This window comes from Oryzihumus leptocrescens (assembly GCF_006716205.1).
Classification (GTDB): domain Bacteria; phylum Actinomycetota; class Actinomycetes; order Actinomycetales; family Dermatophilaceae; genus Oryzihumus; species Oryzihumus leptocrescens.
In genome coordinates this window covers 445,369-459,193 of the sequence record NZ_VFOQ01000001.1, presented here as the reverse complement: position 1 = coordinate 459,193, position 13,825 = coordinate 445,369, and the positions used below count along the sequence as shown (strand labels likewise).

At 72.6% G+C, this 13,825-nt stretch carries 8 protein-coding genes and 1 pseudogene; 3 read left to right on the top strand and 6 right to left on the bottom strand.

The window, feature by feature from the left end; translation table 11 throughout:
* Positions 1–40: 40 nt before the first annotated feature.
* The 6 genes from FB474_RS02260 to FB474_RS02235 all read right to left on the bottom strand — a co-directional run bounded on the left by FB474_RS02260 (position 41) and on the right by FB474_RS02235 (position 8,028).
* Positions 41–1,390 (bottom strand): glucoamylase family protein, encoded by a 1,350-nt coding sequence (locus FB474_RS02260; RefSeq protein WP_246092007.1) that lies wholly within the window; start codon positions 1,388–1,390, stop codon positions 41–43.
* 25 nt (positions 1,391–1,415) lie between these two features.
* A complete protein-coding gene (locus tag FB474_RS02255) occupies positions 1,416–2,462 on the bottom strand; it encodes a LacI family DNA-binding transcriptional regulator (protein WP_141787174.1) in 1,047 nt (348 codons plus the stop codon).
* 71 nt (positions 2,463–2,533) lie between these two features.
* Positions 2,534–4,411, bottom strand: coding sequence for an ABC transporter ATP-binding protein (locus FB474_RS02250; protein ID WP_141787173.1), 1,878 nt, complete (start codon positions 4,409–4,411; stop codon positions 2,534–2,536).
* Positions 4,412–4,413: 2 nt separating this feature from the next.
* Positions 4,414–5,334, bottom strand: a complete 921-nt coding sequence (locus FB474_RS02245) for an ABC transporter permease (protein ID WP_246092006.1) — start codon at positions 5,332–5,334, stop codon at positions 4,414–4,416.
* On the bottom strand, positions 5,331–6,320 hold the full coding sequence (locus tag FB474_RS02240; RefSeq protein ID WP_141787172.1) for an ABC transporter permease: 990 nt from the start codon (positions 6,318–6,320) through the stop codon (positions 5,331–5,333). The genes FB474_RS02245 and FB474_RS02240 overlap by 4 nt, the downstream gene beginning before the upstream one ends.
* 34 nt (positions 6,321–6,354) lie before the next feature.
* Complete coding sequence (locus FB474_RS02235) at positions 6,355–8,028, bottom strand: ABC transporter substrate-binding protein (protein WP_185746005.1); 1,674 nt, start codon at positions 8,026–8,028, stop codon at positions 6,355–6,357.
* 253 nt (positions 8,029–8,281) lie between these two features.
* Between FB474_RS02235 and FB474_RS21470 the strand changes: the two are divergent.
* From FB474_RS21470 to FB474_RS02225, 3 genes and pseudogenes are all read left to right on the top strand, one after another.
* Positions 8,282–8,965, top strand: a pseudogene (locus FB474_RS21470) (cellobiose phosphorylase); the annotation flags it as partial.
* Positions 8,954–11,608, top strand: coding sequence for a cellobiose phosphorylase (locus tag FB474_RS02230; protein ID WP_425465310.1), 2,655 nt, complete (start codon positions 8,954–8,956; stop codon positions 11,606–11,608). The pseudogene FB474_RS21470 and the gene FB474_RS02230, both read left to right, overlap by 12 nt.
* A gap of 2 nt (positions 11,609–11,610) precedes the next feature.
* The gene (locus tag FB474_RS02225) at positions 11,611–13,788 is read left to right on the top strand and encodes a glycoside hydrolase family 3 N-terminal domain-containing protein (RefSeq protein WP_141787169.1); all 2,178 of its coding nucleotides are present in this window, start codon (positions 11,611–11,613) and stop codon (positions 13,786–13,788) included.
* Positions 13,789–13,825: the final 37 nt, after the last annotated feature.

The window sequence follows — 13,825 nt, the reverse complement described above, 5'->3', positions numbered from 1 at the left end:
CCGCGGCCGGCGACACTCAACCGGGTTTCGTGCCGGTGGGTCATGCCGCCGGCGAGATGTCGAACTCCTCCGCGGCCAGCAGCGGGCGCAGGGACGCCTCGACCTCGGCGGTGGCGAAGCCGCGGCGCACGACGTCGTCCCCGAGGGCGTTGCCGAGGGCGGCCATGACCATCGACTGGTCCAGCGAGAGGTAGCAGTCGGCGAGCCGGCCGGAGTGCACCGCGACCGCGTCGAGGAAGCCGCCGGGGCCGTAGGCGCCGAGGTCCTCCTCGAGGTGGCGCAGGTTGGCCACCACCGCCTCGGGCTCGTAGCGCAGCGCGAGGAACGAGGCGTGCGGGGTGACGACGCCGTCGCCCCAGGTCCCGGCCTCCGCCAGGGTGCGCTCCATGTCCGAGGGGTAGCCACCGAACGTCAGCCCGATCGGCTCGACCCCCCACTCGCTGTAGCCGCCGCCGGGGAGGCTCGCCGGCGAGAAGCCCCACGCCCCGTAGCCGGTCTCGTCCATCCCGAACTCGCGCTGGGTGCGCACGGTGAGCCGGTGGTTGGCCCCGAACGAGCCCGGCGCCCAGACGTCCTCGGGCACGAGCAGGTCGGGCATGAGCTCCTCGAACATCGACCCGCCCCAGGTGGCGACGACGCGCACGCCCCGGTGCTCACGCGTGCGCCGGTGCATCGCGGCGTAGTGCTCCGGCGGCACCTGCCCGTGCACGATGCCGACATAGCTGGCGATCCGCGGCTCGGACATCAGCGGGCCGTACCAGTGCGGGGTGTAGAAGACGTCGGGGCCGCGGCCGTGGTGGTTGCCCACGACGTGCCTGGCATCGCCCGGGCGCTCGTCCCAGAAGCCGCCGCGCAGCAGCCCACCCGGTATGCCGTGTGCCTGGGCCTCCGGGTCGTGGAAGGAGCCGAAGTCCATCGACCGCGCGAGCGCGCCGGCGGTGTCGGCGACCGCACGCTCGGCGTTCGCGGCGACGAGGAGCCCGGCGGCCAGCCAGCCGTTGTCCACGCTGGACAGGAACGGGTGGATGACGTCGCCGCCGGGAAAGGCGCGCATCACCTCGCCGGTCGTGATGGCGTACCAGTTGTAGAACATGCCGCTGGGCTCGTGCCGGCGGACCGTCGTGAGGGAGTCGACCGCGCGGCGGAGCCGGTCACGGCACTCGTCGGCCCCGACGATGCCGAGCTCGCGGGCCGCGACCGTGCTCCACAGGTAGCCGCCGATGTTCGTCGGCGAGGTGTTGAGGCTGCGCGAGGCGGGGTCGAGGTCGCCGGCGATGCGGTCGGCCGGCAGCCCCGTGCCCTCGTCGGTCATGGCGACCAGCGACTGCCAGGTGTCGGCCGCCCACCGCCTCAGGGTCGCGTCCTGGGCGTCGTCGCGGGCGTCGGTCACGAATCCTCCGGGTGCGTCGTGGGGGTCAGGGGGGACTGTCCTTGCCACGGACCGCGGTGGTGCGGTCCCAGTGGCAGCCGCAGGAGCCACGCAGCACGACCCGGCTGGGCAGCGGTTCGGGGTCGGGCCGGTCGGCCAGCGCGGGGTCGTTGACGAGGCGGTGCAGGTGGGTGGCGGCGAGCCGGCCGAGCTCGTGCATCGGCTGGCGCACCGTGCTCAGCCCCATGTAGCGGGCGGTCATGATGTCGTCCCAGCCGGTGAGCGCCAGGTCGTGCGGCACCCGCACCCCCTGGGCGTTGAGCATCACCATCAGGCCCAGGGCCAGCTCGTCGTTGGCGCAGACGGCCGCGTCCACGCGGGACCCCAGCCGGCGCAGCTCGGCGGCGACGTCCGCGGCATACCGCTCGTCGAGGATCGCCGGGATGGGGGGCGCGGCCTCGGTCATCCCGCGCTCCTCCAGGGCAGCGCGGAACCCCGCGTAGCGGCGCCGGACGTCCGGGGAGCCGTGCGGGTCGCCGACGAACACCAGCCGTTGCCGGCCGTGGTCGAGCAGGTGACGCGCGAGCTCCGTTGCGGCGTGGACGTTCTCGGCGGTGACCGTCGGGCAGCCGCGGACCGGCTCACGGGCCAGGAGCACCGTGGGGATCTTGCGGCGGATCGTCGCGACCGCCGCGTCGGGCAGGGTCGACTGGGCGATGACCAGGCCGTCGACGCGGGCGGTGAGGTCACGGACGGTGCGGCGCATGTCGCTGCGGTTGGCCGTGACGACCACGACAACGCTCTGGCCGTAGTGCGCGGCGGCGGACTCGTAGCCCATGAGCACCGCGGAGTAGTAGGGACCGCTCAGCTCGGGCAGCACCAGGCCGTGGGCCTCGTGCCGGTTGGCCGGCAGGGCCCGGCCGGCCCGCAGCGGCACGTAGTCGAGCTCGGCCGCTGCCCGCAGCACCTTGCTGCGGGTCTCGGCCGACGCCGGCCGGGAGCCCTGCAGCACGCGCGACACGGTGGCGATGGACACCCCGGCCCGCTCGGCCACCGTGTAGATCGTGACCGGCTCGCCGTCCCTGTACGCCATGCCTTCTCCTCCTGCGAAGCGAGGCCACTGTGCCTCCCCCTTCGCGGGCAGTCCAGCATGGTCGTCAAGGGTCATGGCACCAGGGTGTCGGCGAACGGGTTGGGCACGGCGGCGAGCAGGGTGCGGGTGTAGTCGTCGGCGGGGTCGCGGATGACCTGCAGGGCGGGGCCCTGCTCCACCACGCGTCCGCCGTTGAGCACGAGCACCTCGTCGGCGATCATCCGGGCGCTGAGCAGGTCGTGGGTGATGTAGAGGACGCCCACCCCGGAGTCGTGCACGAGGGACTGCAACAGCTCCAGCACCTCGGCGCGGATCGACACGTCCAGGCTGGACACCGGCTCGTCGGCGACGATCAGCCGGGGCTGCGCCGCCAGGGCGCGGGCGATGACCACGCGCTGGCGCTGGCCGCCGGACAGCTCGTAGGGGTAGCGCCCGAGGAACCGGCTCGACGGGGTCAGCGCGACCCGCTCCAGCAGCCGGCCGGCCTCCTCACGCGCCTGCGCCGCAGTCATGCCACGGAAGTTGCGCAGCGGCCGGGTCAGGGCGTACTCGAGCGTCTTGGTCGGGTTGAGCGAGGAGTAGGGGTCCTGGAAGACCATCTGCACCTGGCGGCGGTAGTCGCGAAGACCCTTGCCCCGCAAGGACTCCACCGCGACCTCGGCTCCGTCCTCGGGCTGGAAGCGGATCCGGCCGGACGTGGGGCGCTCGACCGCGGTGACCAGCCGGGCCAGGGTCGTCTTGCCGCTGCCGCTCTGGCCGACCAGGGCGGTCACCTCCCCCGGGCGCAGCCCGAAGGAGACGTCGGTGACCGCCTCGACCCGGGTGCGCCGCAGCCCGTGGCGCCGCTCGAAGACGCGGCTGACGCCCTCGACCCGCAGGAACGGCTCGCGGTCCAGGACGCGCGCAGTCTCCTCCTGCGTCTTGACGAACTCCGGCCCGGCGAACCCGACCGTGCGCGGCGGCAGCTCGAGCCCGTCGGGGTTGCCGGTGCGCTGCAGCCGGGCGACGTGGCAGGCGGCCAGGCCGCCGTCGATCGGCTCCAGCTCGGGCGCCTGCTCGCCGCACAGCGCGATCCGCTCGGGGCAGCGCGGTGCGAAGGAGCAGCCGTGCTGCACCTGGGTCAGGTCCGGCGGGCGCCCCGGCACGTAGGTGATCCGGATGGTCTCCTCGCGCGGGTCGGCGTAGGAGCCGAGCAGGCCCTTGGAGTAGGGGTGCAGCGGGTCGCGCAGCAGCCCCTGGGCGGCGTGCGACTCGACCAGGCGCCCGGCATACATCACCAGGATCCGGTCGGACAGGTCGACGACGGTGCCGATGTCGTGGCTGATGAACAGCACCGCGAACTGCTGCTCCTGCTGGAGCCGGCGGATGTTGTCGAGGATCGAGCGCTGCACCACGACGTCCAGGCCGGTGGTCGGCTCGTCAAGCAGGACGAAGCGGGGGCGGTTGGCCAGCGCCAGGGCCAGGTTGACCCGCTGCTTCATGCCGCCGGACAGCTCGTGCGGGTGGGCGCTGATGAAGCGCTGGTCGATCATGACCATCTCGAAGAGCTCGCGCACCCGCTTCGTCACCGCGGCGCCGCGCAGGTCGGTGTGCGCCTCGATCGCGTCGCGGAACTGCCCCTCGATGCGCACCACCGGGTTGAGCGAGTTCATGCTGCTTTGGAAGACCGTGGCGATGTCGCGCCAGCGGTGGGCGCGCAGCTCGTCCTCGGGCAGGTCGGTGATGTCCTTGCCGTCGAAGCGGATGCTGCCGCCGCTGATCCGGCCGGGCCGCTCGGTCAGCCGCAGCAGGGCGGTGCCCAGGGTGGACTTGCCGCTGCCCGACTCCCCGATGAGGCCGACGAACTCGCCCTCACCGACGTCGAAGCTGACCCGGTCGACCGCGGTGAGAGGGCGGTGCAGCCTGGGCTCGTAGCGGACCGACAGGTCACGCACCTCGAGCAGTGCCATGGTCACTCCTCCCTCAGGTGGGGGTTGCTCAGGAGGTCGACGCCGAAGTTGATGAACGTCAACGAGGTGATCAGCAGCGCCAGGGTCAGGCCCGGTACGAGCACCCAGATCCACAGGCCCTGCGCGACGGCGCCTTGGGCGTTGGCCTGGTAGAGCATCGTTCCCCAGGAGATCGAGGACGGGTCGCCCAGGCCGAGGAAGGACAGCCCCGCCTCGGCCCCGATGGCGCCGGTCGCGGCGCCGACGAAGCCGGCCGCCACGAGGGAGGTCATGCTCGGCATGATCTCCCGGAAGACGATCCGGAACGTGCTCTCCCCGGAGAACTTCGCCGCGGTGACGAAGTCGCGGTTGCGCAGCGTGATGATCTGCGAGCGCTTGGCCCGGGCGTGCCCGGCCCAGGAGGTGATGCCGATGACGAACACCAGCAGCGGCAGGCCGCGCACGTCGGAGTAGGCGACCAGCACGATCATCAGCGGCAGCACCGGGACGACCAGCGCCACGTTGGTGACGAAGGAGAGCAGGTCGTCCACGACCGTTCCCTCCTTGTATCCGGACACCAGGCCCACCACGAGCGCGATCGCGGTGGCGAACAGGCCGCCGAAGAGCCCGACGAGCAGCGAGGTCCGGCTGCCGTAGACGAGCTGGGAGAAGATGTCGCCGCCCTGGGTCGTGGTGCCCAGCGGGTGCGCCGCCGACGGGGGCAGCAGCGCCTCGAAGTCGGTGCGGGCACCGTCGTAGGGCGCGATCACCGGGGCCAGCACGGCGACCAGGACGAAGAACCCCAGCAGCACGATGCCGACCCGGGCCTTGCGGTTGCCCCAGACCAGCGCGTACCAGCGTGGTGGCGTGGTCGGGGCCTCCTCGAGTGGGGCCTCGACCGGCAGGTCGGCCCGGTCGATGGGCTGGACGACTCCGGTGCTCACTGGCCCGCCTTCCTGGCGCGCGGGTCGAGCACGCCGTAGAGCAGGTCGGCGACCAGGTTGGCCACGAGGACACCGACGATGATGAACAGCAGCAGCGCCTGCAGCAGCGGGAAGTCCCGGTTGCTGACCGCCTCGCCCATGAGCCGGCCCATCCCGGGGTAGTCGAAGATCGTCTCCACCAGGATCGAGCCGCCGAGCACGCCGCCGAGGGCGATGGCGAAGCCGGTGACGCTGGGCAGCAGCGCGTTGCGGGCGGCATACCTCAGGGCCACCACCCGGTCGGGCAGGCCCTTGGCGCGGGCCAGCCGGATGTAGTCCTCCCCGAGGTTCATCACCATGGTGTTGCGCATGCCGAGGATCCAGCCGATCGGCGCGGTGACGAGCAGCGAGGCGGCCGGCAGCAGCGAGTGCAGCGCCGCGTCGCCGACGAAGCCGAGGTTCCACCCCGGCATCGAGTCCTCGTAGCCGCCGGAGGTCGGGAACCAGCCCAGGGTGTAGCCGAAGGCGAAGAGCAGCAGCAGCGCGATCCAGAAGCCGGGCAGCGTGCCGACGAACGTCGAGCCGAGGGTGACCAGGCTGTCGAAGCGGGTGTTGCGCCGCCAGGCGGCGTAGGCGCCAAGGGTCACGCCGATGACGAAGGCGAGGACCTGGGTCACGCCGACCAGGACGAGCGTCCACGGCAGCGCCTTCCCGATCACCTCGGTGACGGGGTAGGGGAAGTACGTGTAGGAGATGCCGAACTTCCCGTGCGAGAGCGCCTTGAGGTAGTCGACGTACTGCTGGAACAGGTTGCCGTCCGGGGCGCCCAGCATCGCCCGCATGGCCCTGACGGCGGCGGGGTCGAGCTGGGCGTCCTTGCCGGCGAGCTTGCGCACCATGACCTCCGCCGGGTCCCCCGGCTGGAGCCGGGGGATGACGAAGTTCAGGGTGACGGCCGCCCACAGCGTGGCCAGGAAGAAGCCGATCCGTCTGGCGAAGTAGCGCATGGTGTCCTCTCCTTCCTGGCCGCGCCGCGGACCGTCAGCCCTGCGCCGGGCGCAGGTGGGTCAGGATCAGCAGCCGGTTGTCGGTCGGGTGCGCGTAGGGGTCCTGCTCGCTCGGCCAGCCGACCGCCTTGTCGGTGCGGTAGAGGATCCGGGTGGGCGCGTAGAGCAGCGAGGTCACCGGGAGCTTTGTCATCATCGTGTCGACGAGCTGAGCGACGTAGGCCTTCTCCTGGGCCGGGTCCGTGGTGGCACCCAGCTCGGCGACCAGCTTGTCCGTGGCCGGGTCGGACCAGCGCTGCACGTTGGGCAGGATCGTGTCCGGCTTCGGGATCTGGTTGGTGGCCAGCTTTGAGCCGAGGTTCGTGGCGATGGTGCAGCCGCCGTTGAGGTACTCGAACATCATCTGGAAGTCGCCCGACTTCTTCTGCGCGTCGACCGAGTCCGGCGCGGAGGCGACGACCTTGGTCGGGATGCCGACCGCGTTGTAGTCACGGGCGATCACGTCGGCCATGGCCTGGTAGTCGATGAAGCCGGCCTGGACGCTGAAGGTCAGGTTGATCGGCGAGCCGTCGGGGTTGGTGCGCTTGCCGTCGGGGCCCTTCTTGTAGCCCGCGGCGTCGAGCAGCTGGTTGGCCTGGGCCGGGTCGTACGGCGTGACCGTGTCCTTGCCCTTGTAGGCGTCGGGCAGCAGCTTGTCCATGACGGGGAGCTTCAGGCCGGTCTGGCTCGCGGGCTTCATGATCCCGTAGGTCGCCTTGTCGGACATCTCCTGGCGGTTGAGCGCCGGGGCCATCGCCGCACGGAACTTCACGTCGGAGAACGGCTTCTGCTTGAGGTTCTGCGTGAGCACCGTGGTGCCGTTCGGCGCGTAGTAGAAGTGGTTGTGCTTGGGGTCGGCGGCGACGAACGCGCGCTGCGGGTTGGGGATCTCGCCCCAGTAGGCGTCGAGCTGGCCGCTGCGCAGCTTCAGCGAGGCCTGCGAGGCGTCGTACTGCCCCTCGAGGACGAGCTGCTTGACGTGGATCTTGTCGGCCTGCCAGTAGTCGGCGCGACGCTCGAGGACGAGGCGGCGGCCGTTGTAGGTCTTGACCTTCATCGGGCCGGTGCCGGCCGGGTTCTTGTCGATGAACTTCGTCGGGTCACCCGCCGGGCCGTAGAGGTGCTCGGGCACGATCGGCGCCTTGATGATGTCGTCGAACTTCGCCGCGGCGGGACCGGTGAACTCCATGACGACCTGGTTGCCCTGCGCCGTCACCGACTTCGCCGGGGCGCCGAAGGTGTCGTTCCACAGGCCGGCCTTGTCCACCGCCGGGTACTTCTTGCCCAGGTTGTAGGTGAAGGCCACGTCCTGGGCGGTCAGCGGCTTGCCGTCGCTGAACTTCACGCCGTCGCGGATGGTGAAGGTCAGCTTCGTCGCGCCGTCCCACTTGTATGCCGTGGCGAGCCAGGGGGTGACGTCGCAGCTGAGCCCGTTGCGGACCATCAGCGGCTCGTACAGCCAGGTGCTGGTCAGCGGTGTCGGCGCGAACGGGTTGTAGTTGACCAGCCCGCCGATCGTGGTCGGCGCGTCGGCCGGGAAGGTCAGGCTGGCGATCATCCCGTCACTGCCTGACCCGCCGGCACTGCCGCCGACCTTGCCGGAACAAGCACTCAGGCCGGCGGCCGCACAGGCCGCGGCAACGACCGCGATGGTGGTCCTACGAAGCATTGGGAACTCCCCTGCTGGGTGAAATTTCGGCCAACGTAGAGCGCGCTCGCAACCGAGGTCAATGGTTACGTTCATGAAACTACTTTCACACTTTGCCGAGCCCTGACCACGAGCTGCTTGCCCGATTTTCCCGAGTTTTCATGCTCAGGGTGGCTAGGAACGGACCCCGGGAGGGTGATAGACAGTCCACGTGTCTTTCACTCTTGCCAGCGCCGGCACCCGCCCCGCCAACTGTGTAACCAGCAGGTCAGGCATGACCGCTCAGCTCACCTCGGGGGCGGCCCTCCAGCGCCTCGACGCGGGCGACCTGAGCCTGCTGCTCCACCCCGCGAGCGAGCTCGAGGCCGGCCTGGCCAACCTCTGGCTGCGCCGCCTCGAGGGCGGCTCCGCCACGTGGACCCCGCTGCTCGGCCCGGCCGCGCCGGGCCGGGTGCGCTGGACCGCGGAGGGCCCCGTGGTCACCGGTGAGTGGCAGGGCCTGCGGTATGCCGTCCGGCTGCGGCTCGCCGACGAGGTCACCGCCTGGTTCTGGCACGTCGACGTCACCAACACCTCCGGCGCGGCGGTGACCGTCGACGTGGTCTGCGCCCACGACGTGGCCCTCACGCCCTACGGCGCGGTGCGGGTCAACGAGTTCTACGTGAGCCAGTACCTCGACCTGACGCCGGTCGCCACGACCGGCGCGGGCACGGCCCTCGCGGTGCGGCAGAACATGCCCGGCCCGCACGTGCCCTGGGCCCTGCTGGGCTCCCTGCGCCACGGGCACGGCTGGGCCACCGACGCCCTGCAGCTGGTCGGCCGCGCCGACGACGGCACGCGGACCCCGGCCGGGCTGGACCTTGCCGAGCTGCCGTCGCAACGGCTGCAGCACGAGCACACGCTGGCCGTCCTCCAGGACGAGCCGGTCGAGCTGGCCCCCGACGCGGTGCTGCGCACGGGCTTCTTCGGCCTGGCGGTGCCGCACCACCCGGCCGCCACCTCGTCGCAGGACGCCGACCTCGCGGCGCTCGCCCTGCGCCAGCCCGAGGCCGTGCCGTCCCCCCTGTCGCCGGACGCCCACGGGGAGGACGAGGACGCCACGGCGCAGAGCCCGTCGCTGTTCACCGGCCCGGCGCTGCCCGCACGCGACCTCACCACGGAGGAGCTGGCGTCGCTGGCCGGCGACCTGACCGACGTCGAGCGTGACGGCGAGGTGGTGCTCAGCGCCTTCACCGAGGACGGCACGCACCTGGTCACCGCCGCCAAGGAGCGGGCCGTGCTCCGCCCGCACGGCCACATCCTGCGCACCGGCAACGCCCTCGTCCCCGACTCGGGCACGCTGACCAGCACCTCCTGGATGACCGGCGGTTTCCACTCCCAGGTCACGCAGGGGCACGTCAGCCGCGGCACCGTGCTGTCCACCCGACGCACCTACCTGGGCCTGCTGCGGGCCCACGGCCTGCGGGTGTTCGTGGAGCACGGCACCGGCTGGCAGCTGCTGGACCTCCCCAGCGCCTGGGCGGTCTCCCCCGGGTCCTGCCGCTGGTGGTACGCCACGGACGACCTCCTGCTCGAGGTCGCGGCCACGGCACCCACCGACACCCACGAGCTGGGGCTCGCCGTGCGCGTGCTGCACGGCGAGCCCCGCCGCCTCCTCGTCTCGCTGCACAGCGCCCTCGGCGAGGACGACGGCCAGGCGCCGGCTGCGCCCGCCCTCGACGGCCACGCCTCCGGCGCCTCGGTCGGCGAGCCGGGCGCGAGCCTGCGCCTTGCCTGGCCCACGGGGTCGGTGGAGCAGGTGGACCGTGACGGGACGCTGTTCGCCGACGGCGCCTCGCGCGGCCTGCCCTTCGTCACCCTCGTCACCGCCCCGGCGTCGGCCTGGGGGCTCACCCTGGCCGCGGACGTGGTGCCGGACGACGCGGTGGTCGAGCCCTCGGTGCGCGCCGCGGCCGTGGACGGCCTGTGGGACGGCATCCGGGCCGGCCTCGGGCTGGAGGCACCGCAGGGGTCGGCACGGGCGCAGGAGGTCGCCCGCCTCGACCGGGTGCTGCCCTGGTTCGCCCACGACGCATTCGTCCACTACCTCTCCCCGCGCGGCCTGGAGCAGTTCACGGGCGGCGGTTGGGGCACCCGCGACGTCTGCCAGGGCCCGGTCGGCCTGCTGCTCACCCTCGGCCGCACCGACGCCCTGCGCGAGGTCCTGCTGCTGGTGCTGCGCGCCCAGAACGAGCGCGGCGACTGGCCGCAGGCCTTCGACTTCCTGCCGCCCATCCCCCAGAACGGGCAGGCCGGGTCGCACGGTGACGTCGTCTTCTGGCCGCTGCTGGCCCTCGGGGAGTACCTCCTGGCCAGCGGCGACGGCAGCCTGCTCACCGCCGAGGTCCCGTTCGTCGGCGACGACGCCCCGACGCAGCCCGCACCGGCGCTGGCGCACGCCCGCCGCGCCCTGACGCGGATCCGGGAGTGCACCGTCCCCGGGAGCCCGCTGCCGGCATACGGCCACGGCGACTGGAACGACTCGCTCCAGCCGGCCGACCCGCAGCTCGCGGCGCGGCTGGTCTCCACCTGGACGGCCACCCTGCAGGTGCACGCGCTGCGCACGCTCGCGGCCGGGCTGCGCGAGGCCGCGCCCACGCTGGCGGTCGCGGCCGAGCTGGCCGACGACGCGGAGCGGCTGGCCGAGGACACCGCGGGCGCGATGCACGAGGTCCTGCTCGCCGACGGGCTGCTGGCCGGCTACGGCCTGATGCACGACGACGGTCGGGTGGAGCACCTGGTCCACCCGACCGACGAACGGACCGGCCTTACCTACGGCGTGCTGCCCTGGATCCACGCGATCTCGGCCGACCTGCTCTCCCCCGAGCAGGCCGACCACCACCTGGCGACGATCCGCGAGCACCTGCTCGGCCCCGACGGCGCGCGGCTGTTCGACAAGCCGGCGGCCTACCGCGGCGGGCCGATGGAGGTGTTCCAGCGGGCCGAGGGCAGCACCTTCTGGGGCCGCGAGATCGGCCTGATGTACACCCACGCCCACCTGCGCTACGCGGAGGCGCTGGCTCGCCGCGGTGACGCCGAGCGGCTGTTCGAGGCGTTCTGCCTGGCCAACCCCGTGGGCATCACCGAGCGGGTGCCACAGGCCCGGCCGCGGCAGGCGACGACCTACTACTCCTCCTCCGACGGGGCCTTCGCCGACCGCTACGAGGCGGCCGAGCGCTACCCCGAGCTGATGGCCGGCAACGTCGCGCTCGAGGGCGGCTGGCGGGTCTACTCCTCCGGTCCGGGGCTGTTCCTGCGGCTGCTGCAGGAGTGCGTGCTCGGCCTGCGCCGCCGCGGCGACCGGCTCGAGGTCGACCCCGTGCTGCCGCTCGACCTCGACGGCCTCACCGCGCGGATCCCGTTGGGCGACACCGTGGTCCGCGTGGAGTACGCCGTCCGCGGGCGCACCAGCGGCCCCTCCCGGGTGGGCCTCAACGGCACTGACCTGCCCACGAGCGAGCTCACCAACCCCTACCGCCCCGCCGGCGTCAGCGTGGACCTGACCGCGCTGCGCGCGGCGCTGACCGGCACCGACGACGTCCTCACCGTGGAGATCTCCTGATCATGTCCCCTGACCCGAGCACCCCCGCAGAACGCCCCTGGCTCGACGCCGACCGGCCGGTCGAGGAGCGGGTCGACGCGCTCCTGGCGGTCATGACGCTGGCCGAGAAGGTCGGCCAGCTGCACCAGACCGCCAACATCGACCCGGCTGCCGACGCCGAGCTCATCCGCAGCGGGGCCATCAGCTCCAGCCTCTACGCCAGCGGCGCCACCGGCGGCAACGTCAAGGACGAGGGCCTGCTGTCCTCGGCCATCGACTCCGCCCAGGCGATCGCCGTCGAGGAGAGCCGGCTCGGCATCCCGCTGCTGTTCGGCCGCGACGTCATCCACGGCCACCGCACCGTCTTCCCCATCCCGCTCGGCCTGGCCTCCGGCTGGGACGAGTCGCTGGTCGAGCGCGCCTGCGAGGTGGCCGCCGACGAGGCGCACCTCGAGGGCGTGGCCTGGACGTTCGCCCCCATGGTGGACATCTCCGAGGAGCCGCGCTGGGGCCGGGTGGCCGAGTCCTTCGGCGAGCAGCCGGTCCTGTCCGGCCGACTCGGCGCGGCCGCGGTGCGCGGGTTCCAGGGCGAGCCGGTCGGCGAGAAGGGCCGGCTGGCCGCCTGCGCCAAGCACTTCGTGGGCTACGGCCTGGCCGCCGGTGGCCGCGACTACGACACCGTGTCCGTCGGCGAGAACACCCTGCGCAACCTGCACCTGCGCCCCTTCAAGGACGCGGTCGACGCCGGCGTCCTGACGGTGATGGCGTCCTTCAACGACGTCGACGGCGTGCCGATGCACTCCAACCGGCGCCTGCTGCGCGAGGTCCTCAAGGACGAGTGGGGCTTCGACGGCGTGGTCGTGGGCGACTGGGGCGGTGTCGGGCAGCTGATGAACCACGGCGTCGCCGCCGACCTGCGCGAGGCCGCGGTCTACGGCATCGAGGCCGGGATCGACCTGGAGATGGTCTCCGGCGCGTATGCCGCGCACCTGGCCGAGCTGGTCGAGTCCGGTGAGGTCGACCCCGCCCTGGTGGACGACTCGGTGCGCCGGGTGCTGCGGCTGAAGTTCCGCCTCGGACTGTTCGAGCGGCCCTACACCGGCACGCCCGGGCGCTCCAACGCCCCCACCGGGGCGACCCGGGCCCTGGCCCGCGAGGCCGCGCACGGCTCGATGGTGCTGCTGTCCAACAACGGCGTGCTGCCGCTGCCGGCCGAGCCCGGCACGCTCCTGCTCACCGGCCCGTTCGTGCAGGAGGGCGAGGCCCTGCTGGGCACGTGGGTGCTCGACGGCAGGGGCGAGGACGTCATCTCCCCGGAGGCCGCCTTCCGCGAGCGCCTGGGCGACAGGCTCCTGGTGCAGGACAACCGGTTCAGCGAGCGCGGCGTGCAGCTGGTGCGCCAGGCCGACGTCACTGTCGCCGTCGTCGGCGAGCACCCCTGGCGCTCCGGCGAGGCCAACTCGGTCGCCCGGATCGGCCTGCCGGCCGGGCAGCTGGAGGTGCTGCACGAGCTGGCCGGCATCGACAAGCCGCTCGTCGTGGTCGTCTACACCGGCCGCCCGCTCGAGCTCGGTCCGGTGCTCGACCTCGCCGACGCCGTGATCCTGGCCTGGCACCCGGGCGTCGAGACCGGCAACGCCCTGGCCGACGTGGTGTTCGGCGACGTCGCCCCCTTCGGCCGCCTGCCGATGACGTTCCCGCGCACCACCGGGCACATCCCCACCTCGACCCACCAGCGCCCGACCAGCCGCACCCTGACGCCGGAGCAGGACAAGACCGAGGGCCGCTACCTCGACGCCCTGGTGCTGCCGCGGCTGCCCTTCGGCCACGGCCTGAGCTACACGACCTTCTCCTACGGCGAGATGGCACTCAGCGCCACCGAGCTGTCCCGCGCCGGCGGGTCGCTCGAGGTCAGCGTGGGGGTCACCAACTCCGGTGAGCGCCGCGGCCGCGAGGTCGTCCAGCTCTACTTCCGCGACCCGGTCGCCCAGGTCACCCGGCCCAACATCGAGCTGCTCGACTGGGCGCGGCTGGACCTCGAGCCAGGGCAGTCCGGCACCGCCCGGTTCACCGTCACCGCCGACCAGCTCGGCTACTTCGGCCGCGACCTGACCCGGCGCGTGGACACCGGCGAGGTCGTGCTCATGGTCGGCCCGGACGCCAGCCGCGGCGAGCGGGTCAGCATCACCGTCACCGCCTGAACCGGCGCGCTGCCCCAGCCACCCGGCATACCCCCTC

Coding starts and splice junctions, on each gene's coding strand:
- FB474_RS02225 (WP_141787169.1), top strand. CDS start 11,611: ATGTCCCCTGACCCGAGCACCCCCGCAGAACGCCCCTGGCTCGACGCC.
- FB474_RS02240 (WP_141787172.1), bottom strand. CDS start 6,320: ATGCGCTACTTCGCCAGACGGATCGGCTTCTTCCTGGCCACGCTGTGG.
- FB474_RS02250 (WP_141787173.1), bottom strand. CDS start 4,411: ATGGCACTGCTCGAGGTGCGTGACCTGTCGGTCCGCTACGAGCCCAGG.
- FB474_RS02255 (WP_141787174.1), bottom strand. CDS start 2,462: ATGGCGTACAGGGACGGCGAGCCGGTCACGATCTACACGGTGGCCGAG.
- FB474_RS02235 (WP_185746005.1), bottom strand. CDS start 8,028: ATGCTTCGTAGGACCACCATCGCGGTCGTTGCCGCGGCCTGTGCGGCC.